The 25,290-nt window shown below is 72.6% G+C and carries 23 protein-coding genes and 1 pseudogene; 10 read left to right on the top strand and 14 right to left on the bottom strand.

Annotated elements, in window-relative coordinates:
* Nucleotides 1-84 precede the first annotated feature (84 nt).
* The 6 genes from ACLJT4_RS24400 to ACLJT4_RS24425 all read right to left on the bottom strand — a co-directional run bounded on the left by ACLJT4_RS24400 (nt 85) and on the right by ACLJT4_RS24425 (nt 6,781).
* The gene (locus ACLJT4_RS24400; protein ID WP_016576102.1) at nt 85-750 is read right to left on the bottom strand and encodes a methionine ABC transporter permease; all 666 of its coding nucleotides are present in this window, start codon (nt 748-750) and stop codon (nt 85-87) included.
* Nucleotides 747-1,607: a methionine ABC transporter ATP-binding protein gene (locus ACLJT4_RS24405; protein ID WP_411125169.1), complete on the bottom strand. Its 861-nt coding sequence runs from the start codon at nt 1,605-1,607 to the stop codon at nt 747-749. Before ACLJT4_RS24405 ends, ACLJT4_RS24400 begins: the two co-directional genes overlap by 4 nt.
* A complete protein-coding gene (locus ACLJT4_RS24410; RefSeq protein WP_411125171.1) occupies nt 1,604-2,533 on the bottom strand; it encodes a MetQ/NlpA family ABC transporter substrate-binding protein in 930 nt (309 codons plus the stop codon). The genes ACLJT4_RS24405 and ACLJT4_RS24410 overlap by 4 nt, the downstream gene beginning before the upstream one ends.
* 97 nt (nt 2,534-2,630) lie before the next feature.
* Entirely contained in the window at nt 2,631-4,844 is a 2,214-nt protein-coding gene (locus ACLJT4_RS24415; protein ID WP_411125173.1) for a dipeptide ABC transporter ATP-binding protein, read from the bottom strand.
* Entirely contained in the window at nt 4,841-5,785 is a 945-nt protein-coding gene (locus ACLJT4_RS24420) for an ABC transporter permease (RefSeq protein WP_411125175.1), read from the bottom strand. Before ACLJT4_RS24420 ends, ACLJT4_RS24415 begins: the two co-directional genes overlap by 4 nt.
* Before the next feature lie 12 nt (nt 5,786-5,797).
* Nucleotides 5,798-6,781, bottom strand: a complete 984-nt coding sequence (locus ACLJT4_RS24425) for an ABC transporter permease (RefSeq protein ID WP_411125177.1) — start codon at nt 6,779-6,781, stop codon at nt 5,798-5,800.
* A 194-nt stretch (nt 6,782-6,975) separates the two neighbouring features.
* On the opposite strand from ACLJT4_RS24425, the gene ACLJT4_RS24430 reads away from it, so the two are divergent.
* Nucleotides 6,976-8,673, top strand: coding sequence for an ABC transporter family substrate-binding protein (locus tag ACLJT4_RS24430; protein WP_411125179.1), 1,698 nt, complete (start codon nt 6,976-6,978; stop codon nt 8,671-8,673).
* Nucleotides 8,674-8,725: 52 nt separating this feature from the next.
* Here ACLJT4_RS24430 and ACLJT4_RS24435 read toward each other — a convergent pair whose 3' ends face one another.
* From ACLJT4_RS24435 to ACLJT4_RS24445, 3 genes are all read right to left on the bottom strand, one after another.
* Nucleotides 8,726-9,172, bottom strand: coding sequence for a hypothetical protein (locus tag ACLJT4_RS24435; RefSeq protein WP_411125181.1), 447 nt, complete (start codon nt 9,170-9,172; stop codon nt 8,726-8,728).
* A 235-nt stretch (nt 9,173-9,407) separates the two neighbouring features.
* Nucleotides 9,408-9,968 (bottom strand): GNAT family N-acetyltransferase, encoded by a 561-nt coding sequence (locus tag ACLJT4_RS24440; RefSeq protein WP_411125183.1) that lies wholly within the window; start codon nt 9,966-9,968, stop codon nt 9,408-9,410.
* Nucleotides 9,969-10,105: 137 nt separating this feature from the next.
* Nucleotides 10,106-11,395: an aminotransferase class I/II-fold pyridoxal phosphate-dependent enzyme gene (locus tag ACLJT4_RS24445; RefSeq protein ID WP_411125185.1), complete on the bottom strand. Its 1,290-nt coding sequence runs from the start codon at nt 11,393-11,395 to the stop codon at nt 10,106-10,108.
* 348 nt (nt 11,396-11,743) lie between these two features.
* On the opposite strand from ACLJT4_RS24445, the gene ACLJT4_RS24450 reads away from it, so the two are divergent.
* From ACLJT4_RS24450 to ACLJT4_RS24460, 3 genes and pseudogenes are all read left to right on the top strand, one after another.
* Entirely contained in the window at nt 11,744-12,268 is a 525-nt protein-coding gene (locus ACLJT4_RS24450) for a TetR/AcrR family transcriptional regulator C-terminal domain-containing protein (protein ID WP_411125187.1), read from the top strand.
* A gap of 192 nt (nt 12,269-12,460) precedes the next feature.
* A pseudogene (locus ACLJT4_RS24455) lies at nt 12,461-12,730 on the top strand (FAD-dependent oxidoreductase); the annotation flags it as partial.
* Between the two features lie 348 nt (nt 12,731-13,078).
* Nucleotides 13,079-13,264, top strand: coding sequence for a hypothetical protein (locus ACLJT4_RS24460; RefSeq protein ID WP_411125189.1), 186 nt, complete (start codon nt 13,079-13,081; stop codon nt 13,262-13,264).
* A gap of 61 nt (nt 13,265-13,325) precedes the next feature.
* Here the strand turns inward: ACLJT4_RS24460 and ACLJT4_RS24465 are convergent, their stop codons facing one another.
* The 3 genes from ACLJT4_RS24465 to ACLJT4_RS24475 all read right to left on the bottom strand — a co-directional run bounded on the left by ACLJT4_RS24465 (nt 13,326) and on the right by ACLJT4_RS24475 (nt 15,241).
* Complete coding sequence (locus tag ACLJT4_RS24465) at nt 13,326-13,670, bottom strand: hypothetical protein (RefSeq protein ID WP_016578421.1); 345 nt, start codon at nt 13,668-13,670, stop codon at nt 13,326-13,328.
* A gap of 131 nt (nt 13,671-13,801) precedes the next feature.
* Complete coding sequence (locus ACLJT4_RS24470; RefSeq protein ID WP_411125192.1) at nt 13,802-14,521, bottom strand: VC0807 family protein; 720 nt, start codon at nt 14,519-14,521, stop codon at nt 13,802-13,804.
* 282 nt (nt 14,522-14,803) lie between these two features.
* Nucleotides 14,804-15,241 (bottom strand): MarR family winged helix-turn-helix transcriptional regulator, encoded by a 438-nt coding sequence (locus ACLJT4_RS24475; RefSeq protein WP_411125194.1) that lies wholly within the window; start codon nt 15,239-15,241, stop codon nt 14,804-14,806.
* A 201-nt stretch (nt 15,242-15,442) separates the two neighbouring features.
* Here ACLJT4_RS24475 and ACLJT4_RS24480 point away from each other — a divergent pair, with 201 nt between their 5' ends.
* From ACLJT4_RS24480 to ACLJT4_RS24505, 6 genes are all read left to right on the top strand, one after another.
* The gene (locus ACLJT4_RS24480; protein ID WP_411125196.1) at nt 15,443-15,712 is read left to right on the top strand and encodes a GlsB/YeaQ/YmgE family stress response membrane protein; all 270 of its coding nucleotides are present in this window, start codon (nt 15,443-15,445) and stop codon (nt 15,710-15,712) included.
* A gap of 220 nt (nt 15,713-15,932) precedes the next feature.
* Nucleotides 15,933-17,900: a GTP-binding protein gene (locus ACLJT4_RS24485; RefSeq protein WP_411125198.1), complete on the top strand. Its 1,968-nt coding sequence runs from the start codon at nt 15,933-15,935 to the stop codon at nt 17,898-17,900.
* A 219-nt stretch (nt 17,901-18,119) separates the two neighbouring features.
* Entirely contained in the window at nt 18,120-20,342 is a 2,223-nt protein-coding gene (locus ACLJT4_RS24490) for a HelD family protein (protein WP_411125312.1), read from the top strand.
* Between the two features lie 302 nt (nt 20,343-20,644).
* Entirely contained in the window at nt 20,645-21,058 is a 414-nt protein-coding gene (locus tag ACLJT4_RS24495; RefSeq protein ID WP_411125200.1) for a hypothetical protein, read from the top strand.
* 109 nt (nt 21,059-21,167) lie between these two features.
* Nucleotides 21,168-21,866: a hypothetical protein gene (locus tag ACLJT4_RS24500; protein ID WP_411125202.1), complete on the top strand. Its 699-nt coding sequence runs from the start codon at nt 21,168-21,170 to the stop codon at nt 21,864-21,866.
* A gap of 169 nt (nt 21,867-22,035) precedes the next feature.
* Nucleotides 22,036-22,893: a DUF2127 domain-containing protein gene (locus tag ACLJT4_RS24505; protein WP_411125204.1), complete on the top strand. Its 858-nt coding sequence runs from the start codon at nt 22,036-22,038 to the stop codon at nt 22,891-22,893.
* 23 nt (nt 22,894-22,916) lie between these two features.
* On the opposite strand, the gene ACLJT4_RS24510 is transcribed toward ACLJT4_RS24505, so the two are convergent.
* Both ACLJT4_RS24510 and ACLJT4_RS24515 read right to left on the bottom strand, forming a co-directional pair.
* Nucleotides 22,917-23,609 (bottom strand): esterase/lipase family protein, encoded by a 693-nt coding sequence (locus ACLJT4_RS24510; RefSeq protein ID WP_411125206.1) that lies wholly within the window; start codon nt 23,607-23,609, stop codon nt 22,917-22,919.
* Between the two features lie 143 nt (nt 23,610-23,752).
* The gene (locus ACLJT4_RS24515; protein WP_411125208.1) at nt 23,753-25,111 is read right to left on the bottom strand and encodes an alkaline phosphatase; all 1,359 of its coding nucleotides are present in this window, start codon (nt 25,109-25,111) and stop codon (nt 23,753-23,755) included.
* Nucleotides 25,112-25,290: the final 179 nt, after the last annotated feature.

The raw sequence follows: 25,290 nt of genomic DNA on the forward strand, positions 1-25,290 counted from the left end.
GCCCGCGCTGCGGCAGCGGTCAGGCTATCCGAGTGCCTGTGCGGGGCCGTGGCCGGGGCGTTGGCGGACGCCCGTGGGTACGCGTCAGCGCCTGAGGACCTTGCGCGAGAGGACGTTGCCCAACAGTTGGGCGGCCTGCACCAGGACGATGAGGATGACGACGGTCACCACCATCACCCGGGTGTCGAACCGCAGATAGCCGTGGGTGATCGCGAGGTTGCCGACTCCCCCGCCGCCCACCGTGCCGGCGATCACCGAGAAGTCGATGAGCGCGACCAGCATGAACGTCATGCCGAGGATCAGCGGTCCCAGTGCTTCCGGTACCAGGACCGTCAGCAGGATCCGCACCGGAGGGGTGCCCATCGCCCGGGCCGCCTCGATGACGCCGGGTTCGACGGCGAGCAGGTTGCTCTCCACGATGCGGGCCACGCCGAACGTGGCGATCACCGTCATGGGGAAGACGACCGCGTCGGTGCCCACCGCCGTCCCGATCAACTCCCGCGTCACCGGGGAGAGGACGACGATCGCGATCAGCGCGGGCACCGGGCGGACGACGTTGACCACCGTGCTGAGGACGACGAAGACGGCCCGTTGCTGGAGGATGCCGCCCTTGCGGGTGGCGTAGAGGGCCAGTCCCACGACCAGGCCGAGCAGGCCGGAGAGGGCGAGGGTGGCCAGCACCATGTAGAGCGTCTGGCCGGTGGCTTCGGTGATCTTGGGCCAGAGCAGGCTCCAATCCTGCTGGATCATGCGCCCACCTCCGCCAGCACGGAAGCGGTCACGGCCTCGTCCACACCGTGCTTCCGCAAGGCCGCGGGCAGCAGGTCGAGAAGCGGTGACGCCTGCACGGCGCTGCGGACGAACGCCCGGGTGGTGGGGTGTTGAGGCGCCGCGAACAGCTCCCGGACCGGGCCGGTCTCCACGATCCGCCCGGCGTCCAGCACCGCCATCCGGTCGCAGACCGCCCGCACCACCTCCATCTCGTGGGTGATCAGCACGATCGTGACGCCCAGTTCGTCGTTGACCCGCCGCAGGAGCGCCAGCACCTCCTGGGTGGTCTGCGGGTCGAGCGCCGAGGTCGCCTCGTCGCAGAGCAGCACCCGGGGTTCGGTCGCCAGGGCGCGGGCGATGCCGACGCGTTGCCGCTGGCCGCCGGAGAGCTGCTCGGGGTAGCGCTTGGCCTGGTCGGCGAGGCCGACGAAGCGCAGGGCTTCCGCGGCGCGTTCCCTGGCTTCGGCACGGGTGGCGCCGGCCTGTCGCAGCGGGTAGGCGACGTTGCCGAGGACGGTGCGGGAGCGGAAGAGGTTGAACTGTTGGAAGACCATGCCGATGTCCCGCCGGGCGGCACGCAGTTGGCGACTGCCGAGGGCGGTGAGCTCCTGGCCGGCCACCGTGACGGTGCCGGTGGTGGGGGTCTCCAGCAGGTTGATCAGCCGCAGCAGGGTGGACTTGCCGGCGCCGCTGTGGCCGACGATACCGAAGACGCTGCCCGGGGCGACGGCCAGCGACACCCGGTCGACGGCGAGCGTCCCGCCGGCAAACTCCTTGCTGACAGCGTCGAGTTGGATGACGTGACGGGGTTGCGCGGTGGGCTGTGGGGTGGTCACGACGCCCCCTTGAGCTGGCGGTCGACCCGGGCGAGTTCCGCGGCCAGTTCGGCCGCGGAGAGGTTGAGGTGGACGGCCGTGCCGTTGGAGGTCCGGCGCGCCTCGTCCTGCACCGGCTTGCTGGCGTAGAGCTTGACGACCTTGGCGTAGTCGGGGTTGTCCCGGTCCTTGGCGCGGGCCGCGATGACGTTGAGGTAGGGGCGGATGTCCGGGCTCTGCGGGTCGTCCTTGAACAGTGCGGTCTGCGCGCGGATGCCGGACAGCGAGGCGACGCCGTCGTTGATGACCGCGGCGTCCACGTCGGCGAGCAGCCGGGGGGTCTGCTGGGCGTTGACGGGGGTGAAGCGCAGGTGGTGGGGGTTGGCGGCGATGTCGTCCGCGGTGGCGTAGAGCCCGGTGCCCTTCTTCAGCTCGATGAGCTTGGCCCGGGCCAGCAGCCGCAGGGCCCGTCCCTCGTTGGCCGGGTCGTTGGGGTGGGCGATCCGGGCGCCGTCCGGGAGGTCGGCCAGCCGCTTGACCTTCTTGGAGTACAGGCCCATGGGAACGACGCTGGTCGGCGCCAGCGGCACGATGTCGGTGCCGTTCTCGGTGTTGGACTGGGCGAGGAACACCAGGTGTTGGAAGGCGTTCAGTTCGATGTCGCCGGCGGCCAGCGCCTTGTTGGGCAGCGAGTAGTCGTCGAACGGCACCACCTCGACGTCGAGACCCTGCTTCTTCGCCTCCTCGGCGAGCACGTCCCATTCGGTGGAGTCGCCGCTGACGCCGACCCGGATGCGGTGCGCCTGGGAGCCGGCGGTGCCGCAGCCGGCGACGAGGAGGGTGAGGGCGGTTGCGGCGGCGGTCGCCAGGAGGGCGCGGCGGCGCGGCGCGGCGGGCCGTCCGCTCTCGGGGCGCCGTGCGGCGGGGTGCGGGGCGGTGTGGTGCATGGTGTGCGTTCCCTAGGGTGATGGGGTGTGGGTGTGGGGCACCGGGCTCTTGTGGAGCGGCGGCTCCCCGGGTCGGGTGGTCGTGGCGCCGGGCCGGTCAGGGCCGTTCGGCGTGGTGGCAGGCGGCCGCGGAACGGTCGGGGCCGGGTGCGGTCAGGGCCGGGGCCTGCCGTTCGCAGCGGCTGCGCCGGTCGGCGTCGTGCGTCGCGGACAGTGCGGCGTACAGCGGGCAGCGGCTGCGGAAGCCGCAGCCGGTGGTGCGGCGGGTGGGGCTCGGCGGGTCTCCGGGGAGCAGGATCCGTTCGCGTCCGCGCTCGCGCAGCGGGTCCGGCAGGGGCACTGCCGACAGCAGGGCACGGGTGTAGGGGTGTCGGGGCGCGCCGAACACCTCGGCCACCGGCCCGTGTTCGACGGTGCGCCCCAGGTACATCACGCTCACCCGGTCGGCGATGTGCCGGACCACGGACAGGTCGTGGGAGACGAAGAGGTACGACAGGCCGAGTTCGGCGCGCAGGTCGGTGAGCAGGTTGAGGACGCCGGCCTGGACGGAGACGTCGAGGGCGGAGACCGGTTCGTCCAGGACCAGCAGCCGCGGTCGGACGGACAGGGCGCGGGCGATGCCGATGCGTTGGCGCTGGCCGCCGGAGAAGGCGTGCGGGGCGCGGTCCGCGTGGTCCGGGGAGAGTCCGACCAGGCGCAGCAACTCGGGGACGCGGGCGGCCGCCTGGGCCCGATCGGCGCCCTGGGCGCGCAACGGCTCGGTGATGATCTCGCCGACCGGCAGCCGGGGGTCCAGGCTGGACAGCGGGTCCTGGAAGACGATCTGCACCTGGCCGCGCAGTTCCTTGCGCACGGCCCGGTCCAGGGTGCGGGTGTCGTGGCCGAGCACCTCCACGGTGCCGCCCTCGGGCGCGGTCAGGCCCAGGACCTCCATCAGCGCGGTGGTCTTGCCGGAGCCGGATTCGCCGACCAGGCCCAGCGTTTCGCCGTGCCGGACGTCGAGGTCGACGCCGTCCACCGCGTGGACGCTGCCGACCCGGCGCGGGAAGACCGCTCCCTTGCGGACGGGGAAGGTCTTGGTGAGGCCGGTGACCTTCAGGACGGGTGCGCGGCCGTCGCGGCCCGGGGCGCCGTCGGACCCGACGGTGCGGCGGGCGGGGGCGGGCGGTGCGGGGTAGACGTCGGTGGCGGTCAGCCCGTCGGCGGCGATCCGGTCCGCGTGCCGGCAGGCCGCGTACGCCCCGGTCCGCCCGGCCGCGCCGAGCGGCAGCAGCACCGGCTCCGCGGTCCGGCAGGCGTCGTCGGCCAGCGGGCAGCGCGGGGCGAAGGCGCAGCCGGCGGGCAGGTCGTGCGGCTCGGGCGGGGCGCCGGGGATGGGGATGAGGGGCGTCCGGGGGCGGGGCGCGGTCGCATCGGCCGGTGCGCCGGCTTCGGGGTCCGCCACCGGCTCGTCGAGCCGGGGCACGGCGCCCAGCAGGCCCATGGTGTACGGCATCCGGGGCGTCGCGAACAGCTCGGCGGCCGGGCCGGACTCCACGATCCGGCCGGCGTACATGACCGCCACCCGGTCCGCCATCCCGGCGATGACGCCGAGGTCGTGACTGACCAGCAGCAGGGCCGCCCCGGTGGTGCGCTGTGCGGTGCGCAGCACGTCGAGGACCTGGGCCTGGACGGTGACGTCGAGGGCGGTGGTGGGTTCGTCGGCGAGCAGGACCTCGGGTTCGTTGGCGATGGCCATGGCGATCAGTGCGCGCTGCCGCATCCCGCCGGAGAACTCGTGGGGGTGGGCCGCGGCGCGGACGGCGGGGTCGGGGATGCCGACCAGGTCGAGGAGTTCCACGGCCCGCCGGCGGGCGTGGGCCCGGGAGACGTCGTGGTGGACGCGGATGGCCTCGGCGATCTGGTCGCCGACCCGGTGCACGGGGGTGAGTGCGGACAGCGGGTCCTGGAAGACCATGGCGATGCGGCGTCCGCGCAGCCGGGAGAGGGCCGCGTCGCTCGCGCCGACGAGTTCGGTGTCGGCGACGGTCACCGAGCCGCTGACCCGGGCGGTCTCGGGCAGCAGGCCCAGGGCGGCGAGGGCGACGGTGGACTTGCCGGAGCCGGACTCCCCGACCAGGCCGAGGACTTCGCCCCGGTGCAGGATGAGGTCCACGCCCCGCACGGCGGGGGCCGGGCCTTGGGGGCCGTCGAACGCGACGTGCAGGTCGCGGACGCGCAGTACGGCGTCGGCGGGGCGGTCGGCGGCGGGACGGCTGCCGGCGCGGCGGGGGACGGTCCGCCGTCGGGTGTCCGGGTGCGGTGCGGTCATGCTCCTGCGGTCCTTTCCGGGGCGCGGTGCTCGGTGCGGTGGGACGTGCGCGCGGCGGGCGGCGCGGTGGGGCGGCGGGAGGCCCGTGGCGCGCGCCGCCCGCGGGCCCGGTCCGAGGTCGGGTCCAGGGCGTCGCGCAGCCCGTCGCCGAGGAAGTTGACGGCGAGGACGAACACCACCAGCAGTCCGGCGGCGAAGAAGAACATCCAGGGGTAGGTGAGGGCGGCGCCGGTGCCGTCGGCGATCAGGGTGCCCAGGGAGACGTCGGGTGGTTGGACGCCGAAGCCGAAGTAGGACAGGCCGGTTTCGCTCATCACCGCGCCGCCGACCGCGATGGTGGCGTCGACGATGAGGAAGGAGGCGATGTTGGGGAGGACGTGGCGGACGATGATGCGCAGCGGGTGGACGCCCATGAGGCGGGCGGCGCGGACGAAGTCGCGTTCGGTGAGGGAGCGGGTCATCGAGCGGACCACGCGGGCGGTCAGCATCCAGCCGAAGGCGGCCAGCAGGCCGACGAAGGCGAGCCAGTTCGCCGAGCGCAGGCGGGGCGAGACGATCGCGATGATCAGGAAGGCCGGGAAGACCAGCAGCAGGTCGATGAGCAGGGTGGTCAGCCGGTCGGTCCAGCCCCCGAAGTAGCCGGCGCAGGCACCGGCGAACGAGGCCAGGACGGTCGCGAGGAAGGCCACCAGCAGGCCGATCAGCAGGGATTTCTGCAGTCCGCGCAGCACCTGTGCGTAGACGTCCTGGCCGATGCTGTTGGTGCCGAACCAGTGTGTGGTGGAGGGAGGTTGGCGCAGGGCGGTGTAGTCGATGTCGGTGTGGCTCCAGTGCGTGAGGGAGGGGCCCGCGAAGGCCAGCAGGAAGAGCAGCAGCAGGAGGCCGGCGCCGAGGACGGCGTTGGTGTTGCGGACGAAGCGGCGCAGCGCGATGCGGTTCATGGGGGCGGCTCCTCAGCTGGTCCGGACGCGCGGGTCGAGCGCGGCGTGCAGGACGTCGGCGAGGAAGCCGGCGAGCAGCACCACCACGGCGGCGAACACGTTGACGGCGACGACGGAGTTGACGTCGCCCTTGCCGACCGCGTCGATGAACCAGGCGCCCATGCCGTGCCAGCCGAAGACCTTCTCGGTGAAGGCGGCGCCGGTGAACAGGGCCAGGAAGCCGTAGGCGAAGAACGTCGACATCGGGACGAGGGCGGTGCGCAGGCCGTGCTTGAGGACCGCGGTGCGGCGGCGCAGGCCCTTGGCGCGGGCGGTCCGCAGGAAGTCCGAGCCGAGCACGTCGAGCATGGTGCCGCGCTGATAGCGGCTGTAGGCGGCCGCGGTGCCGAGCGCGATGGCGAGCGTCGGCAGCAGGAGGTGCACCGCGCGGTCGCCGAACAGGGTGGCGAAGCTCCCGGTCAGGCCGGGCGTCTTCTCGCCGGTGAAGCTGATGAGTTCACGGCCGGCCGCCTCGTTGGCGTGGATGGCGCCGGTCTTGAGGAGGACGGCGAGCAGGAACGTCGGGGTGGCGAGCAGCAGGAACGCGAAGAGGGTCACGGCGCGGTCGGAGAACCGGTACTGGCGCACCGCTCCCCAGGTTCCGAGGAGCACGCCGCCGACGGTGCCGAGGACCGTGCCGGCCAGCAGCAGCCGCAGGCTGACGCCGATCCGGCGGCCGAACTCGGCGCCGACGTCCGAGGAGTCGAGGGTGCGGCCGAGGTCGCCGCGGAGCGCGTGGCCGAGCCAGTCACCGAACCGTTCCCACAGCGGGGTGCGGTCGTTGATGCCGAGCGCGGTGAGTTGGGTGTCGATGGCTTCGGGCGGCGGTGCCGGCTGTCTGCCTTCGAAGTAGCCGCGTGGTGACAGGGCCAGCGAGGACAGGACGTACGAGATGACGACGGCGAGCGCCAGCAACAGAGCGTAATAGCCGAGGCGTTTGGCGAGGTGGACGAACACGGGTGGGCATCCTTCGCAGGGGGCGGTGCCGCCAGACGCTATCGCACCGATGTGGCCCGGCCAGGCAGTTGCATGAACCCTTCATTGCAGCCTTGATAAATGCTCTGACCTGGGGATTTAAAATGGTCCGGACCGGCTTACGGTGCCTGTGCGCCGTAGTTGTGCGGCGCTCGTCCACCGAGAGGAAGCGCAGCATGAACCGGTCCCGCAGAAAAATGGCGTTGGCCGTCGTGACCCTGTCCACCGCCGCGGTGATCACAGCCTGTGGTGGTTCCGGGGGCGCGTCGGACGATGCGTCGCGGGGCGGTTCGGCGCCGGCCACCGGCGCCCAGGACCTCAATCCGCACCCGGTCGCGGACTTGAAACAGGGCGGCACGCTCAAGATGGCGATCGAGCAGTGGATCAGCCAGTACAACCCCAACCAGATCGACGGGACCCAGGGCGACGCCTCCGCCATCACGGAACTGGTCGAACCGGAGCTGTTCCGGCTGGACGCCAAGGGGGTTCCGCACCGCAACCCCGATTTCCTCGCCTCCGCCGAGGTCGTCTCCACCGCCCCGCAGGTGGTCAGATACCGCCTCAACCCGAAGGCGAAGTGGTCCGACGGGAAGCCGCTGAGCTGGCGGGACTTCGCGGCCCAGTGGAAGGCGTTGAACGGGAGGGACAAGCGGTTCGCCGCCGCGGACACCAGCGGCTACGCGCAGATCTCCGACGTCGCCCGGGGCGCCGACGACCAGGAGGTCACGGTCACCTTCGGCACTCCGTACGCGGACTGGCAGAACCTGTTCAACCCGCTGCTGCCGGCCTCGCTGAACGCCACCCCGGAGAGCTTCGCCAAGGCGTGGGCCGGCACCGTCCCGGTGACCGCCAACGCCTTCAAGATCGGCGCCTACGACCGGACCGCACAGACCATCACCGCGGTGCCCGACCCCAAGTGGTGGGGCGAGAAGCCGAAACTGGACAAGGTGATCTTCTGGGCGCTGGACGGTTCCAGCTACGTCGACGCCTACCTCAACAAGGAGATCGACTACACCAGCGCCGCCAGTCCCGAGGCGTACCAGCGGCTGAAGGGCGACAAGGGGACCGACATCCGCATCGGCGCGCGCTGGGACCAGGTGACCCTCAGCCTGAACGGCCGGCGCGGCCCGCTCCGGGACCTCCGGGTCCGGCAGGCAGTGATGTTGGGGGTCGACCGCACGGCGCTGGCGAAGGTGGCGGGCAAGGACCTGCCCTTCCAGCCGAAGGTGCTCGGCAACCACTTCTTCATGCCCAACCAGGAGGGTTACCAGGACAACGCGGGGTCGTTCGGCAAGCGGGACGTCACCCGGGCCAGGAAGCTGCTGGACGCGGCCGGTTGGCGGGACGCCGGCCCCGGCAAGCCGCGCACCAAGGACGGTGCCCGACTGACCCTGGACTACGTGCTGCCGTCGGACACCGCGGGCCTGGCGATGGACCAGGCGAAGCTCACGCAGCAGATGCTCGGCGAGATCGGCGTGGACGCCCAGTTGCGCAAGGTGCCGTCCAACGACTATTTCGACAAGTACGTCCACCGCAGCAACTACGACCTCAGCCAGTTCCGCCAGGTCGACCAGGTCTTCCGTTCCCAGGCGTACAGCGGCTACCGCATGCCGCAGGGCGGCAACACCTTCAGCAACTACGGCGGGGTCTCCTCCCCCGAGGTCGACCGCCTGCTGCTGGCGGCGTCCCGGACCACCGACGTGAAGAAGCAGATCGCCCTGTACAACCAGGCGGACGCCGCGGTCTGGGAGCTCGGCCACTCGCTCCCGCTCTACCAGCGGCCGCAGATCCTCGCGGTCCGCAAGGACCTCGCCAACTTCGGGGCGACCGGTCTCGGCAGCGAACAGCTCGTCAAGACGGGCCGGTTGAAGTGACCGGTGGCGCGTCGGGGCGGGGCCACCCCTGCCCCGACGCGGGGCGGTGCCGTCAGCTCCAGAGGTTCAGGGTGACCACGCGCGGAGTGTCGGCGGGCCGGCCCGCGGGGTACGTCAGCGTGACGCGGGTGAAGTGCCGCTGCCCGTCGTGACCGGTCCTGGCCTGCGGGGTGTCCAGGCGCACCCGCACCGGATAGCCGTGGAAGTGGCCGGCCGCACAGTAGGGCTGGCAGTCGTTGACCATGTCCGTGCCCTCCGCCACCGCGGACCGGGAGTGCCACTGCGACCAGCGCAGCGACGTCAGGACGTTGTTGCCGTCCCCGCAGGCGAGCATGAAGGTGCCGGGACTGTGCTGTGCGTTGCCGGTGCAGTCGATGACCGCCACGCGGTTGCCGGTGGGCGGTGTGGTGGCGGCGGAGGCGGACGCCGGCATGGTGGCCGTCGCCAGTGCCGCCCCCGCACAGACCATGAGTGCTGCCGTTGCCCTGTGAAATCGCATATCCGCTCCTCAGCCACTTCGCACGGATGAACGCCTCGGACACCGGCTGCGACGCAGGGTGCGGTTGCCGTCACGGCCCGAACGCGTCCCCGCGGGGCGGTCGCTGCCTCTCTGCGGAGCAGGCTACGACCGTCGCACCCGGCGGCGCCACCCGGACGGCCGACGACCTGCCGGTGCTCCGCAGCGTGGCTCGGGGAACACGGAACGTGTCCCGGCGGCGAGGCGCCGCCCGGCGTCAGGACGAGGGGCGGTGCGCCCGCCACTCCGGCGCGAGCACCGACCAGATCTCCATGTCGTGCCGCTCGCCGCGGTACGCGTAGCTCTCGCGCAGCACGCCCTCGCGCGTCATGCCGAGCCGCCGGGCCACCGCGATGCTGGGCGCGTTCGCCGAGGCGACCCACCACTCGACGCGATGGATCCCCCGTTCTTCGACCGCCCAGTCGACGACCGCCCGCACCGCCCGGGTCACCAGCCCCTTGCCGACCGCCGACGGCTCCAGCCAGCAGCCGGCCTCGGCCACGCCCTGTGCGGTGTCCATCGTCCGCAGCAGGATCGCCCCGACCAGTTGACCGGCCGAGCGGATGCCGTAGATCCGCCCGGTGTCGGCCGCGGTCTTCTCGGCGTACGACGTCAGGTACGCGCGGCTCGACGCCAGGTCGGTGATGACGTCCGGCAGCCCGTTGTGGCGGCCGATGAACTCCCGGCCGCGGTCGATGTGGGCCAGGAACTCCTCGGCCTGCCAAGGCTCCAGCGGCCGCAGCTCCGCGCCGTCCGCCCCCAGGGATGTCGCGAACACCGTCACCCTCCTCGACCGGCCGGAGCCGGCTGCCGCTCGCGCGGCGCGCTCCGCACCGCTCGGGCCGGGATCCTCTCACACGAGGTCAGGGGGCGTCCCGGGAGCCGTGCCGCCGCGGAGCGGGCCGCGCGCCGCGCTCAGGCGGGCGTGTCGGATGCCGCCAACAGGCGCTCCACCGAGGCGAGTTCGACGCAGAGCGTCAGGGCTTCGACCGCGTCGCGGAGTTCGTCGGGGGCGGGGTAGCTCGGCGCGAGGCGGATGTTGCGGTCCCGGGGATCCTTGCCGTAGGGGAAGGTGGCACCCGCGGGGGTCAGGGCGACGCCGGCGTCGGCGGCCAGTTCCACCACGCGGGCCGCGCAGCCGTCCAGCACGTCCAGGCTCACGAAGTAGCCGCCCCGGGGGCGGGTCCACCAGGCCACGCCGGTGTCTCCGAGCCGCTTCTCCAGGAGGGCGTCGACCAGCTCGAACTTGGGTTGCAGCACGGCGGCGTGGCGGGCCATGTGGGCGTGCACGGCCGGTGCGTCGGGCAGGAGGCGGGCGTGGCGGAGCTGGTTGACCTTGTCGGGTCCGATCGTCCGCTTGGCGAGGTGGCCGAGGAGCCAGGCGACGTTGGCCGGCGAGGACCCGAAGAAGGCGACGCCGCTGCCGGCCGCGGTGATCTTCGAGGTCGATCCGAAGACGAAGACCCGGTCGGGATGGCCGTGTTCGACGCTCAGGCCCAGCACGTCCGCCAGCGGCTCGTCCGCCCCGGCCACCTGGTGCACCGCGTAGGCGTTGTCCCAGAAGATGCGGAAATCAGGGGCGGCGGTCTCCATGGCGGCCAGGCGGCGCACCGTTTCGGCGGAGAAGGTGACGGCCGTGGGGTTGCTGTACTTGGGCACGCACCAGATGCCCTTGACCCGCTCGTCGGCCACGAGGCGTTCCACCTCGTCCATGTCCGGGCCGGTTTCCGTCATCGGCACGGGAAGCATGTCGATGCCCAGCTTCTCGCAGATCGCGAAGTGCCGGTCGTAGCCGGGCACCGGGCACAACACGGCCGTCCGCCCCTCCCGCGGCCAGGGCGCGTCGCCGCCCACCACACCGAACAGCACGGCGTCCACCAGGCACTCGTACATCAACTCCAGGCTGGAGTTGCCGAGGGCCACCAACTGTTCCGCCGGCACCTGGAGCAGTTCGGCGAAGGTCGCGCGCAGTTCGGGCAGACCGCGCAGACCGCCGTAGTTGCGGCAGTCGGTGCCGTCCGCGGCGGTGTGGTCGTCGAGGCCCGGCAGACCCAACAGGGCCGACGACAGCGCCAACTGTTCGGCGGCGGGCTTGCCGCGGGTCAGGTCCAGGCGCAGACCGCGGTCCTTGAGCCGCTGGTGCTCGGCGCGGAGCGCGGTGAGCTGGTCGGACAGTTCGGCGGGCGTGCGTGCGGTCAGGTCCATTCCTCATCCTTCGTGCGGTACTGCACCCGGCTGCTGCCGGCGCGCGGCAGCGCCAACGGTAACCGTGGTGGATGAGGACCACCTGCCCATTTCCGCCCGACCGATGCCTGGCAACCTTCCGACACCCGCCAGACACGTCCCGGGCCGCCGCCAGCCAGGCATGTCACTCCGTTCCGGTTCGGTACCCCCACCGCCCGAGATCGCCGCGAACGACCTTGTTCGTGACGTACGCGTTCGTTACCGTCGTGTCATGCCCACCACCCCGGGAACCCCAGCCGAGCCCGCTGCCCCACGCAGCCGCCGCGAGCGCCCCGCGAGGACACCGGCCCGGCCTCGCTCTACGTGTACGTGGCCAACACCGCCGCCCTGCACGCGGCCGTCCTGGACAAGCTGCTGGGTGAGGTCGACCTCCGACCGGCCCGCTCCACGGGCGCCTGGCGCGACCGCCTGGCCCGCGTCATGTCGTCCTACACCTCGGTGCTGTTCGCACACCCGGAACCGGCCCGCTCGGCCCTGGTGACCCGCCCCTCGGGACCGCACTACCTGGAGCTGCTGGAAACCCTGCTGGCCCTGCTGGCCGAAGGCGGCGTCCCGGACGACCGCGCCGCCTGGGGCGTGGACGCCCTCCTGCAGTTCGGCACCGCCACCGCGGCCGAACAGTCCGCCCGGGACGCCGCCCCGCACGCCCAGGACGAGCACGACGCCCTGACGGCCGCGGTGCGCCACGCCTCCCCGCAGACCTTCCCGCGGCTAGCCGCCCTCGGCACCGACCTCTTCTCCGGTGCCGGCGAAGACCGCCTGACCTGGGGTTTCCACGTACTGATCAACGGAATGTCGGAAACCGCGCGGCCGGATCGACCCGACCCCGCCTGAGCGCCCCGGGCACTCCTCCCCCGGCGCACCCACCCACCCCAAGGAGCCCACACCCCCATGACCACCCACCACCCCCTCGCCATCCTCAGCGGCGGCCTCGGCGGCGGCCTCGGCGGCCTGACGCTGGCCCGCGTCCTGCACGTGCACGGCATCGAGGCGACCGTCTTCGAGCTGGAGGACTCGCCGACCGCCCGCACCCCTGGTGTGACGCTGTTGGGCGACGCCGCACACCTGATGTCGCCCTTCGCCGGCGAGGGGGCCAACCTCGCCATGTTGGACGGCGCCGAACCCGGCCGGGCGCTGGCCGCCCACCCCGGCGACCGCGAGGCCGCCCTCACCGCGTACGAGGAGGCCCTCTTCCCGCGCGGCACCGCCTCCGCCCCCGCATCGGACGCCAGCCTGCGGCTGATGTTCGGCGAGGACGCCCTGGCCCGGCTCCTCGACCAGTTCGCCGCCCACTAGCCGGCGGGGCACTGACCGTCCACAGTGCGGACGCTCTGCCGCGACCGTGGAATAGGCGCCGGCGCACGGGAGTTGGAGACGGCGAACCGAAGAAAGTCAGCGACCCCGTTCTTTGGGCGGCGATCGGCCCGTTCCGCCGAGGCAGCCGCACCCGGGGACCCGAGACCGGAGCAGCCATGACCACGCACAGAGCCACGCCCGACGCCGCACCCACCAGTGCGGACCGTTCGTTCCTCTTCGTCCTCGCCAGTTCCCGCTCCGACGGGAACACCGAGATCCTCGCCCGCACCGCCGCCGCCCAACTCCCCGCCGACGTCCCGCAGCGACGAGGTCCGCGCCGACGGCCTGGTGACCACGCTCCACCACACCGCGGCGTACCTGCGGATGCACTTCGGCGGGGTGCTGCTCGGCAACGGCTCCCGCCCCGGCCAGGTGCGGAACGACGACCGCGCCATGGTCCGCGCCAAGGACTTCTTCCAGGAGCCGGCCCCGCTCGCCCGTATGCCCGTCGGGGACGGGCCGGCGCAGCCGTAGCCGGGCGCCCGGAAGCCGGCGGGGCGCGGACCCCGCCGGCGTCGCCCGGTGCCGGTCCGGCTCAGTCGGCGTCCACGCGCAACGAGGCGAAGCGCAGGTTCCGGTGCTTGCCCGGGCCGAGGTCGGCGACCGGACGTCCGGCGCAGTTCGGTCGGGCGTAGAAGTGGGCGGTCTTCCCGACCAGGGAGAGGTTGGAGGTCGTGCCGGCCCCCGCGATGGCGTAACAACGGCCGGGTTCGGGCTGCTTGAGGGTGGCGGCCCGACCGGCCGGCGTGGTGTAGGTGATCATGCCGAGGTCGGCGGCGTCCGCGGTGGCCACCGGCAACAGGACCGCGCCGACGGCGAGCGCCAGGGCCGCGACCGCACGGACGCGTTCCCGACGACGTCCACGTACAAGGGAGTTCATATGGGCTCCAGATGAGGGGAGAGCGGATTGTCGACCGGTCCAACGACGGACCGGCCGACCCGTGACGCCGCCCACGCCGAACTCCCCCGCTACCCCGCCCCGCTACCCCGTCGGACCGTCCGCGCCGGCCGTCACGTCCGCATCGCGTCACCGGCGGTGCGGATCGGGGCCGCACCCGAGGCACCCGCCACGGCCGGCGCGCCGAACAGCCCGATGCCGTACCGGCCGCGGAAGGCCCGGCTGCGGCGGACGGTCAGCGCCACCAGCACGCCGAGGATCGTGAAGGACTCGATCTTGCCGAGCACCGGCACCAGATCGACCGGCAGGGCCAGCGCCGCCATCGTGCTCAGCGCGGCATCGAGCAGCTGCGCGCCGCCCCACAGGAGCGTCAGCCCGCGCAATGCGCTCCGGAATTCCGGCAGTTGAGCCCAGGCACGCTCGGCTGCCTCGGTACCGGACGGGCCGCGCAGCCGGGCCGCGAAGTGGAACGCGAAGGGCCGGGCCGCGAACCGGGTGCCCAGGATCCACAGCCCCAGGACGGCGGGGATGCCGGCGTCCTTCAGCAGCAGCACCCGGGGGCTGCCGCTGAACGCCGAAAGGCCCGCCGACACCGCCAGCAGCACGACCACGAGGAGGTCGAACACCTCGATGCGACGCCGCACCAGCGCCGTGCCCAGGGCGTGCGCCGCCGGTGCCACGCCGCTCAGCAACAGGGCCTGCCACTGGGCCACGTCCTGCGCGCGCAGCACGTAGTACAGGACCATCGGCAGCACGATGTTGACGGCCAGCGGCACGCCCACGGCGCGCCACCGCTGCGCCCCTCGCGCACGTGCGGTTCCCTCGGCTCCCACGACGGCCTCCAGCGGTCCGGCACCGGTCCTTCCGGTACGACGTCGACCTGCCGTCGACGCTAGGAGCCGGACGGGTGGAGAGGCGTCGGCCCCGAGGTCGGACCGGTCGGCACGACTCTCCACCCGTCCGCTCCACCGCCGGGTGGAGAGCTGTCGGGTGGGGAGCCGCCGGCGGGTTCGCCGGCAGTCCGCAACGGGGGTGGCCTGCCGGACGCCGGCCCGGCCCGTGACCAGCCGGCCCGCACAGCGCCCCGGTGCTCGCCCGCGTCGACGCGGCCGGCGTCAGAAGCTGTCGCCCAGCCGCTCGATCAACGGGGCCGCCGCCTGCAACGTCGCCAGCTCCGCGTCCGTGAAGCGCTCGCCCAGGGCCGTCGCCAACTGCTGGGCCCGGGCGTCGCGCTTGTGCCGCAGCACCTCGACGCCGGTGTCGGTCAACGACATGATGATGCGTCGGCCGTCGTGCGGGTCGCGACGACGGTCGACGAGGCCGCGCGCCTCCAGCACGCCCAACGTGGTCCCCATCGCCTGGGACGTGATCTGCTCGGCCCGGGCGAGTTCGGCCGCCGTCGCCGGGCCGCCCCGGTCCAGTCGTGCCAGCGCCGCGCGCTCGGGCAACGAGAGCGCACCGGGCGCCTGGACCTGCCGGAGCCGCCGGGCCAGCAGGCCGATGCTTCCGTAGAGCACACCGGCCAGGTCGTCGACGTCCGAGCTGCGAGTCATGGTGATAAGCCTAGGTTGATCAACTCGACCGATCAACCGGCGCCGACCGCCGTCCGCACACCGGCGCTCCCCTCCCGCGGGGCGCATCGCCGTGCGGCGCGCACCCACAGACATCACCCGTTTGAACTAGGCCCGCGTGACGGCCCCGAAAGGGGGAACCAGTCTTTACGCATTGACCGGTCTTGAGGAGAGGGTGCGGACATGGGAATCATCGCCTGGGCTTTGATCGGGCTGATCGCCGGTGCCATCGCGAAGGCCCTGATGCCTGGCAAGGACCCCGGCGGCTGCTTGATCACCATGCTGATCGGCATCGTCGGCGGCCTGTTGGGTGGCTGGCTCGGCAAGGTCATCTTCGGAGTGCACTCGATCAACGGCTTCTTCCACCTGTCCACGTGGATCGCCGCCATCGTCGGCTCCCTCATCGTCCTGGTCCTCTACCGCTTCACCTTGGGGCGCAACCGCCAACACTGACCGCCCGCCCGACGGGGCGCGGCCCGACGACCGGTGGGGGCCGGAGGACATACGTCTTCCGGCCCCCACCGCACGGGATAAATCGGTTGCGGATGCCGCGCCCGGGCCAGCAAGGTGGGCGCCGACCGCCCGTCAGCAGAGCAGGAGCCCCCCATGCGCCGAGTCCTCGAAAACCCCCAGCGCCCTTTCCGGACGGTGAATTTCGAGGACCACGGCATCCATGCAGATCCAGCACACCCTGAACATCGGCATCCTCGCGCACGTCGACGCGGGTAAGACCAGCCTGACCGAGCGACTGCTGTTCGACACCGGCACCATCGACCGGCTCGGCAGCGTCGACGCCGGTGACACCCAGACCGACACCGGCGTCATCGAGCGGCAGCGCGGCATCACCGTGCGCTCGGCGGTGACCTCCTTCACGACCGGCGGCACCCAGGTCAACCTGATCGACACCCCGGGGCACTCCGACTTCGTCGCCGAGGTGGAGCGCGTCCTCGGCGTCCTGGACGGCGCCGTGCTGGTGCTCTCCGCGGTCGAGGGGGTCCAGGCCCACACCCGCGTCCTGATGCGGACGTTGCGGGAGGTGGGGCTCCCGGTGCTGCTCTTCGTCAACAAGATCGATCGCTCGGGCGCCCGCGCGGAGGCGCTCCTCCGCGACGTGCGGCACAAGCTCGTCCCGCACCCGCTCGCCATGACGGCGGTGCGGGACCTCGGCACGCCGTCGGCCCGGGCGCTCCCCCACGTCCTCGACGACGAGGCGGAGTTCCGCACCCGTGTCGCCGAAACCCTCGCCGAGGTCGACGCGACGGTGCTCGCCCGCGTCGTGGACGGCCCGTTCCCGGACCCGGCCGAACTGCGCACGGCGTTCGCCGAACAGACCCGGCAGGGCCGGGTGCATCCCGTCTTCTTCGGCTCGGCGCGCAGCGGTCAGGGCGTCGGGGCGCTCGTCGACGGGCTCACCGGCCTGCTGCGACGGCCGTCCGCCGATGGGAGTGCGGGCCCGTCCGGTGCGACGCCGCCCCGCGGCACCGTGTTCGCCGTCGAGCGCGGGACGGCCGGGAAGAAGACCGCCTACGTGCGCCTGTTCTCCGGCACGCTGACGGCCCGGCAACGGGTGACCCTGCACCGGCACGGCCCGGACGGCGCGCCCCAGGCGCACCCCGGCCAGATCACCGCCCTACAGGTCGTCGGACGAGCCGGGCACGACGGCGCCCGGCAGTTGACGGCCGGCGGCATCGGGCAGGTCAGCGGCCTGGCGGAGGTCCGGGTCGGGGACCGGCTCACCGACCCCGCCGGCCGGGACGACGGTCCGCGCCCGCCCCGTTTCCCCGCCCCGACCCTGCGCACGCTGGTCCGCCCGCGGCACCGGGCGCCCGGCGCGGCGGGCCGCCTGCACGCGGCGCTGCAACGCCTCGCCGAGCAGGATCCGCTTCTCCACGCCTGCCCCGGGCCCTTCGGCGCCACGTCGGTGCTCCTCTACGGCGAGATCCAGAAGGAGATCCTCGCCGCGACGCTGGCCCACGACTTCGGGATCGAAGCGGTCTTCGAGCCCAGCCGGACGGTCTGCCTGGAACGCCCCGCGGGCGTCGGTGAGGCGTCCGAGGAGATGGGGCGGCAGGCGGCCGGCCCCAGCGGCTTCGTGGCCACCGTCGGGCTGCGCGTCGAGCCCGCGCCCCGCGACGCCGGGGTCGTCTTCCGGTACGAGACCGAACTGGGTGCCCTTCCGCACGCCTTTCACACCGCGATCGAGGAGACCGTGCACGACGCCCTCCGCTCCGGCCCCCACGGCTGGGCGGTCACCGACTGCACCGTCACCCTCATCCGCTCGGGCTTCGCCAGCCCCGTGAGCACGGCCGGCGACTTCCGGGGCCTGACCCCGGTGGTCCTCGGCCGCGCCCTGGAACGCGCCGGCACCCGGGTCTACGAGCCCTGTCACGTCTTCGACGTGGACGTCCCGCTCGACGCGCTGCCGGCGGTCGCCTCGTGCCTCGCCGCGCTGGGAGCGGACATCGAGGAGACCGCGGGCGGGCTGACGTCGTGGCTGGTCAAGGGCACGATTCCGGCCAGTCGGGTGCGGTCCGCCGAACACCGGCTGCCGGGCCTGACCCGGGGTGAGGCCCTGTGGTGGTCCCGGCCCAGCGGCGACCGCCCGCTCAGTCACGCGGCCGCGCGGGGGCTCGCGAACTGATCCGTGGTCGCCCCGCGGACCGCCCTCCGCTCCGAAACCGGCCATCGACCATCGACCATCGGGAAAACAAAAAACCCCGACGCATTACCTGCGATCGGGGTTTGACAACCGGGTCATTTCTCCGCGTATATTGAACGTTTGCATATCGCGAAAAAGCAACCCAAATAAACTTGTTACTGCACAGTCTATTCGAGCGGAGTCGAATTGTCAAACGAGGAATTGCGTAAGGAGCAGGAATTCGTGGACCTGCTCCACGAACGCCTCGACGCCCTGCGATCCGGGGCTCGGACGGCCATGGAACAAGCCCTCCCGCAGCCCTCCGGAACGTTCCAGGCACGGCTGGAGCGGGACGTGCTGGTCGCCGAACAGGCCGAGCTGCTGGCCGGTTTCGACGCCGGGGAACACGGGCTGTGCTTCGGCCGACTGGCGTTCCGGGACGGCCGCGACCACCACATCGGCCGGATCGGCATCCGACGTGACGACGCCGAGCACACTCCCCTGGTCATCGACTGGCGGGCCGATGTCGCCCGGCCGTTCTACCTCGCCACCGGGCACACCCCGATGGGCCTGCGGCGCCGGCGCCACCTCACCACGGAGGGCCGCCGGGTCACCGCTCTGCACGACGAGATCCTGGACCTCACCGACCGCGAACGCACCGGCCACGAAGAGGCGGACGCGGACGCCATCCTGCTGGCGTCGCTGGACGCGGCGCGCACCGGCCGGATGCACGACATCGTGCAGACCATCCAGGCCGACCAGGACCGCATCATCCGCGCCCCGCACCACGGCGTGCTCGTCGTGGAGGGCGGCCCGGGCACCGGCAAGACGGTCGTGGCCCTGCACCGGGCCGCGTACCTGCTGTACGCGCACCGCGAACAGCTCGCCCGCCGCGCGGTGCTGATCGTCGGCCCCAACCCGGCGTTCCTCAGCTACATCGGACAGGTCCTGCCGTCGCTCGGCGAGACCGGTGTGCTGCTGGCGACGCCCGGCGAGCTGTTCCCGGGGGTGACCGCGACCGGCACCGACACGCCCCGCGCGGCCGCGGTCAAGGGCGACGTGAGGATGGCCGAGGCCCTCGCGCGCTTCGTGTCCGACCAGCAGACGCTGCCCGACCCCGTCGTCGTCATCGCCCACGAGGACGGTGAACTGCACCTGGACGCCGCGCTCGTGGCCGAGGCCCGCCGGCGGGCCCGGGACACCAAGCTGCCGCACAACCTCGCCCGTCCGCACTTCGCTTTCCACGTGATCGACGCGCTCACCGCGCAACTCACGGAACGCCTGGGCGCCGACCCGTACGGAGGCCCCAACCTCCTCGGCCCGGACGACGTCGCCCAACTCGGCAAGGCCATCGCCACCAGCCACGACGTGCACGGCGCCATCGAGGAGTTGTGGCCCAGGCTCACCGCGCAGGAGCTCGTCGCCGACTACCTCACCGAACCGGTCCACCTCCCCGAGGCCGACGCGGCGGCGATCCGTCGCAGCGGCGGTGCCTGGACGCCGGCGGACGTCGCGCTGCTGGACGAGGCGGCCGAACTGCTCGGCGAGGACGACTCGGCCGCCCGGGCCGCCGCCGAGGCCGAACGCCAGGAACTCGTCGCCTACGCGCAGGGCGTGTTGGACCTGTCCTACGGTTCGCGCACGCAGGAGTTCGAGGACCGGGACGACGAGGAGTCGGAGGTGCTGGCCGCGCACGACCTGATCGACGCGGACCGGCTCGCCGAGCGCCAGGAGGAGGCCGACCACCGCAGCGCCGCCGAACGCGCCGCGGCCGACCGCACCTGGGCCTTCGGCCACGTCATCGTCGACGAGGCGCAGGAGCTCTCCCCGATGCTGTGGCGGCTGCTGATGCGCCGCTGCCCGACGCGCTCGATGACGCTGGTGGGCGATCCCGCGCAGACCTCGGAGCCGGGTGGCTGCGGTGCCTGGGAGGCGGCGCTCGCGCCGTACGTCGAGGACCGGTGGGAACACGTCCGGCTCGGCCTCAACTACCGCACGCCGACCGAGATCATGACGGTGGCGGCGGAGGTCCCCCGGGCCGCCGACCCGTCGTTCGTGCCGCCGAGGTCGATCCGTTCCACCGGTGTCCGTCCGTGGGCCGAGCACACCGACGACCTGCCGCGGGCGGTCGCGGAGGCGGTGGCGCGCGAGACGGTGCGCGACGGCCGGGGCCGGCTCGCGGTCATCGCCCCGCGCGAGCGCTGCGCCGCCCTGGCGGCCGCCCTCCCGGGGGCCGCCGTCGGCGCCGCCCCCGATCTGACCCGGCCGGTGGTGGTCCTGGGCCCGCGCCAGGCCAAGGGGTTGGAGTTCGACACCGTGCTGGTGGCGGAGCCGGCGGAGTTCGGCAGCAGTGACCTGTACGTCGCCCTCACGCGCGCGACGCAGCGGTTGGGCGTGCTGCACACCGGTGCGTTGCCCGCCGGATTGACCGCGTTGGCCGACTGACCGTCCGCAGGCCGCGGCCCGCGGTGTGCGGGGCCGTCGCCCCACGGGTGGTGCGGCGACGGCCCGCGCGGCGCTGAATCGGCCGGGGCCATCGCGGCAGCGGCAACAACGGTCGATATACGAGCCAACTTCACGCAGTACACCCTCTCGTTCAAGAATTACCCAAAAGATGCCATCGGCATCGCAAAGCAGACGTAAGGTGATGTGATCAGCGGGGTAGTCGCGTGATGCGGCGACCGTCGGCCCGCCACGTCCGGGGCCGCACGGCCCCACCGTCCGGACAGACCACGGAGGAGAAGAGGATGACCCGTCACCACCGCCGCACCGTCCACTCCGCCCTCATCGGCGCCGTCGCAGTGACCGCACTGGGGGTCACCGCCGCACCGGCCTCGGCGAAGTCCTCGCTCTCCTTCACCGCCGGCCCCCGCTCGGTCGGCCTGGGCGGCGCCGTCCACACCAAGGTCAGGGCGAGCGACGACAACTCCTCCTTCAACAAGGTCTGCGTGCAGCAGCGGTGGAGCACAGCCGCCCCCTGGCGCACCGCGGCGTGCTCCAAGCCGGCGCGGCACACCGGCGGCGCGCTCAACACCACCGTCCGCGCCAACCACCACGGCCACCTGTCCTTGCGCGCGGTCCTGCTGGAGGGCCGCTCGCCGCAGGACAAGCACCCCCGGACGCGCACGACCTCGCGCCCGCTCACGATCACCGTCCACTGAGGACGTCCGGGACCGCCTGACGCCCGCGCACCACGCCCCCGTCGCGGCGCGGCGTCTGTCGCTGAACACCCGTTCCCCACCATGCCCTTGGGCGTGAAATAATCGCGACATGTCGGTTTCTGTGCGGGTTCATCGAGAGCGCGAGGCGGTCCCTGAGTACTGGTCCGATGCGCGGACCTTCGCCGTGGTGGTGGCACGCGAGGAGGGTGCGGGCATCGGCGCGGTCGTACTGCTGGACCTGGGGGCGGACGACCCCGCTCTCCGGTTCGTGGGCATCGTGGAGGGGGCCGTGGACACCCGGGTGCCGTTGCTGGAGGCCGCGGCGCAGGTGGTGCGGGAGACCGGTGGCCGGAGCCTCCGGTGGGTCGAGGACACCGGCGAGATGCCACTCGGAGCCGCCGCCGCCCTGGAGGAGTTGGGGGCGGTCGCCGGCGACGAGGTCCACCGGTGGTGGCGGCACGAGGTGACCGAGGGGATGCCCGCCGCGCCGACTGCCCGGGGCGCTGCGCTGCCGGCTGCGGAAGGTGCGTCCTTCCGGGTCGGCATGGGCGGTGCCTGGTGCGATGTGGAGGTGGTCGGCGACCGCGCGGTGCTGGTGCACGATCGGCAGGAGGAGGGCACGGCCGCTGCGCTGGCGGCACTGGTGTCGTTGGCGGTACGGCGGGTCACGGCGGAGTCCGCCGGCATCCGGGCGGTCGAGACGTGCGTGGCGCCCGGCGACGACGTCTTCGAGGCGGCCCTCGTCTCTCTCGGATTCGCACCGACGACCCGGCGGGCCGTCGAGTACCACCTCGCGTGGGACACCTGAACGACCGCGCCCCACCGCCGCGCGACCGCTCCACGCCCCTGGGTACGCGCCGCCGCCACGGCATTCCCGGAATCGCCGCCGCTCGTGCCCGAGACTGGGCCCCGGACGCCCCTCGCGGTACTCGCCGCGCGGGTCCGCAGGTCCCCGACCGGTCGCGACGGAGGAACGCATGGCGGAGGAGGAGCGCGCGGCGCCGGCCCCGGTGCCCGGTACGGACGGCGATCGGCGGCGGTTGCGCTACGAGTTGTTGGGCTGCGCCCTGCACGGTCACCGTCTCGAAGGAGTGACGGCGCGGCGGGTGCGGCCGGCCGATGCGCTGTTGGCCCGTGAGGACCCCGACGGCCTGCGGTGGCACCGCTGCCTGCGGTGCGACGCCTGGGTCCCGGTGGACCCGCCGGCTCAGCCGGACCGGCCGCATCCGCCCGAGCGGCACGAGATCGTCCTGCCGTTGCGCGGCAAGCCGCTGCGCGACCGCTACGTGCTGCGGCTGATCGCGCTCGACCGGCTCCTGCACTTCCTGGTGCTCGGGGCGCTCGCCGCCGGCATCCTGATCTTCGTGGACAAGCGCGCCGGTCTCCAGGCACCGTTCTACCGGTTCATGGACCTGCTGCAGAACGGCCTCGGCGGGACCGGCGGGGTCTCCGAGCGCGGACTGTTGGGCGAGGTGGGGAAGGCGTTCGCGGTGCGGTCCTCGACACTGTGGCTGATCGGGTTGGTGATCGCCGCGTACGCGCTGTTGGAGGGCGTCGAGGCGGTGGGGCTGTGGTTCGCCAAGCGGTGGGCGGAGTACCTGACCTTCGTCGCCACCACGGTCCTGCTGGTCCCCGAGGTCTACGAACTGACCTCCCGGGTGACCGTCACCAAGGTCCTCACCCTGGTCATCAACCTCGCGGTGGTGGTCTATCTCCTCGTCGCCAAGCGGCTGTTCGGGGTGCGCGGCGGCGGCCGGGTGGAGGCCGCCGAACGCGCCCGGGACGTCAGTTGGGACGCGGTGGAACGGGTGCTGCCCGGCCGGACCGCGGACTGAGCGGCACCGGTTCCGATGTGCCGTCAGTCGGTGTCCAACGCCTTGCGGACCTCGGTCGCGACCGTTTCGTCGGTCAACAGCTCGTTGTGCTTCAGGCAGGGCGCCTCGACGTTGTCGGCGCCGGTGAGCACCGTGCTGGTGACCGGGACGATCTGTTCGTCGCAGGGCGAGCGGACGGTGGTGTAGCGGACCGTTCCGGGTGTCTCGCCGCCGTCGTTGAGCCGTTTCACGACGTAGGAGCCGGGTGTCATGTCGCGGCATCCCTGGTCGTACAGGGCGCAGAGCCAGGCGAGTTGGGTGCCGTGGTTGGGGCCGGCCAGGGACACCCAGTGGTGGACCTTGGTCGCGCCGGCGCCGAACCTGACGTACCAGCGGGTGGTGAGGCTGCCCAGGCTGTGCGCGACGATGTCGACCTGCGCGGCGCCGGTGCGTCGCAGTACCTCGTCGACGTACGCCTGGAACTGCGGTGCGAGCGTTTCGTTGGCGGACTGCGTGGTGTCGTAGTCCCAGGCGAAGAGCCGGTCCGCCGGCCTGCCGGCCGCGATGAAGCGCCTGATCATGTCGTCCCAGACACCGGGGCCGGCGTTGCGGCCGTGCACGAAGATCACCGGACGGTCGTTCGCGGCGGGAGACCGCTGCGGTGCGGCCGCGGCCGGTGCGCTCGCCACGACGACGGACAACAGGACGGACAGGACGGGCACGGTGAGGCGACGCACGGGGGACCTCCGCGACGGTGGCGAACGGGCGGTGCGGACGGCACGGACCGTGCCGACGTGAAGCATTCTCCACCGGTGCGGAGGCATCCAAACGTACGGGGGAGACCGGTGACCGGCCTCCCCCGCAGCTGACTAACGAACCGTCACTTCAGGCCGAGCGCCGACCGGATGGTGGTGAACAGGTCCGTCTGGTTCGTGACGCCGAGGACCCGGTACGCCTGCGGGCCCTGGGCGGCGATCCGCACCTGGGTGCCGGTGTGCTCCTGCGACTGACCCGGGGTGTTGGTCGAGTAGTTGACCTTCAGCTGCTGGCCCTCGTTGGTGACGAGGGTCGAGGACAGGCCGGGAGGGGTGGCCTCCAACGGCACGATCTGGCTGGTGTGGCCGTGGTCGGCGGTGGTGACCACGAGCGTGTCGGGGTGCTTGGCCGCGTAGTCGCGGGCCACCTTCACAGCACGGTCGAAGGCGGCCGTCTCCCCGATCTGGCCGCAGGGGTCGGCGGCGTGGTCCTGCTTGTCGATCGACGCGCCCTCGATCTGGAGGAAGAAGCCCTGCTTGGCGTGCTTCTGCTTGGCCTCCAGGAGCTCGATCGCCTTGGTGGCCGAGTCCGCCAGGGTCGGGGTGGCCGCCGGGCGGTTGGCGTTGCCGGTCACGCACCGCTGCGGGTCGGTGCCGCCGCGCGCCGCCGGCTTGCCGGTCCACTCGGTCGGCACGTTGCCGGGCGCGAACAGGCCGAGGACCGGCTTGCCCGCCTTGACGCCTTTGAGGCCGGCGCTGTCGGTGACGACCTGGTAGCCCAGCTTCCGGGCCTGTTCGGTGACGGTCAGGCCCTTGTAGGTGCCGTCGGTGACCAGCTGGTCGAACCGCTGCTTGCCGCCGCCGAGGAGGACGTCGACCTTGTGGTTGACGGACTGCTCGGCGATCGAGCCCGGGCCGCCCTTGGCGAGGGTGTCGGTGGGGCACTTGGCCATGTCGCCCGGCCCCTGGCAGGAGCGGTCGGTGGCGTGCGAGGCGAGCACCGCCGGGGTGGCGTCGGTGAGTTCGGCGGTGGTGACGCTGCCCGTGGCGTAGCCGTTCTTCTGTGCCAGTTCGAGGATGGTGGGGATGGCCTTGTCGGTGTCCGGGGTCTTGGAGATCCGACCGTTGACGGTCTTGCGGCCCGTCGCCCAACCGGAGCCGCTCGCGGCGGAGTCGGTCACGTAGTCCGGGGTGCCGTCGGCGTGGACCGCGTACGTGGTGTAGGCACCGGTGAGCGGGAACTGGTCCATGTTCAGGCGGCCGTTGGCGCCGACCACGTAGTCGCGGGCCAGGGTGATCTCGGAGTCCCCCATGCCGTCACCGATCAGCAGGATGACGTTCTTCGCCTTGCCGCCCTTGATGGCGTGCTGGGCCTGCTGCTTGGTGTCGGAGGCGCCGGCCGCGGTGGTCACGGCCACGGCGGCCGCGGTGGCGGCGACCAGGGCGGTGGCGGTCACGACGTGCCGGCGGGAGGGTCTGTGCATGGAGCGTCTCCTTGAAACGTTCGGGGAGGCGGACATCTGGTCCGACGCGCCACAGCCCACCAGTCGTCGGTGAACCGGAAGTGACGCGTCGACAGCACCGGCGCGTCCGGGGCGTAACGGCACGGCGCGGGACGGTCGACGCGGGGGCGTTCGCCTGGCCGCAGGCAGCCCGACGACCG

It is taken from the genome of Streptomyces sp. x-19 (assembly GCF_046549115.1).
GTDB classification, from domain to species: domain Bacteria; phylum Actinomycetota; class Actinomycetes; order Streptomycetales; family Streptomycetaceae; genus Streptomyces; species Streptomyces albulus_C.

Excerpts from the sequence above, each read along its gene's own strand:
- ACLJT4_RS24495 (WP_411125200.1), top strand. The coding sequence starts at position 20,645 with ATGACCCGTCACCACCGCCGCACCGTCCACTCCGCCCTCATCGGCGCC.
- ACLJT4_RS24430 (WP_411125179.1), top strand. The coding sequence starts at position 6,976 with ATGAACCGGTCCCGCAGAAAAATGGCGTTGGCCGTCGTGACCCTGTCC.
- ACLJT4_RS24445 (WP_411125185.1), bottom strand. The coding sequence starts at position 11,395 with ATGGACCTGACCGCACGCACGCCCGCCGAACTGTCCGACCAGCTCACC.
- ACLJT4_RS24465 (WP_016578421.1), bottom strand. The coding sequence starts at position 13,670 with ATGAACTCCCTTGTACGTGGACGTCGTCGGGAACGCGTCCGTGCGGTC.
- ACLJT4_RS24500 (WP_411125202.1), top strand. The coding sequence starts at position 21,168 with ATGTCGGTTTCTGTGCGGGTTCATCGAGAGCGCGAGGCGGTCCCTGAG.
- ACLJT4_RS24420 (WP_411125175.1), bottom strand. The coding sequence starts at position 5,785 with ATGAACCGCATCGCGCTGCGCCGCTTCGTCCGCAACACCAACGCCGTC.
- ACLJT4_RS24475 (WP_411125194.1), bottom strand. The coding sequence starts at position 15,241 with ATGACTCGCAGCTCGGACGTCGACGACCTGGCCGGTGTGCTCTACGGA.
- ACLJT4_RS24515 (WP_411125208.1), bottom strand. The coding sequence starts at position 25,111 with ATGCACAGACCCTCCCGCCGGCACGTCGTGACCGCCACCGCCCTGGTC.
- ACLJT4_RS24410 (WP_411125171.1), bottom strand. The coding sequence starts at position 2,533 with ATGCACCACACCGCCCCGCACCCCGCCGCACGGCGCCCCGAGAGCGGA.
- ACLJT4_RS24400 (WP_016576102.1), bottom strand. The coding sequence starts at position 750 with ATGATCCAGCAGGATTGGAGCCTGCTCTGGCCCAAGATCACCGAAGCC.
- ACLJT4_RS24415 (WP_411125173.1), bottom strand. The coding sequence starts at position 4,844 with ATGACCGCACCGCACCCGGACACCCGACGGCGGACCGTCCCCCGCCGC.
- ACLJT4_RS24435 (WP_411125181.1), bottom strand. The coding sequence starts at position 9,172 with ATGCGATTTCACAGGGCAACGGCAGCACTCATGGTCTGTGCGGGGGCG.
- ACLJT4_RS24480 (WP_411125196.1), top strand. The coding sequence starts at position 15,443 with ATGGGAATCATCGCCTGGGCTTTGATCGGGCTGATCGCCGGTGCCATC.
- ACLJT4_RS24485 (WP_411125198.1), top strand. The coding sequence starts at position 15,933 with ATGCAGATCCAGCACACCCTGAACATCGGCATCCTCGCGCACGTCGAC.
- ACLJT4_RS24505 (WP_411125204.1), top strand. The coding sequence starts at position 22,036 with ATGGCGGAGGAGGAGCGCGCGGCGCCGGCCCCGGTGCCCGGTACGGAC.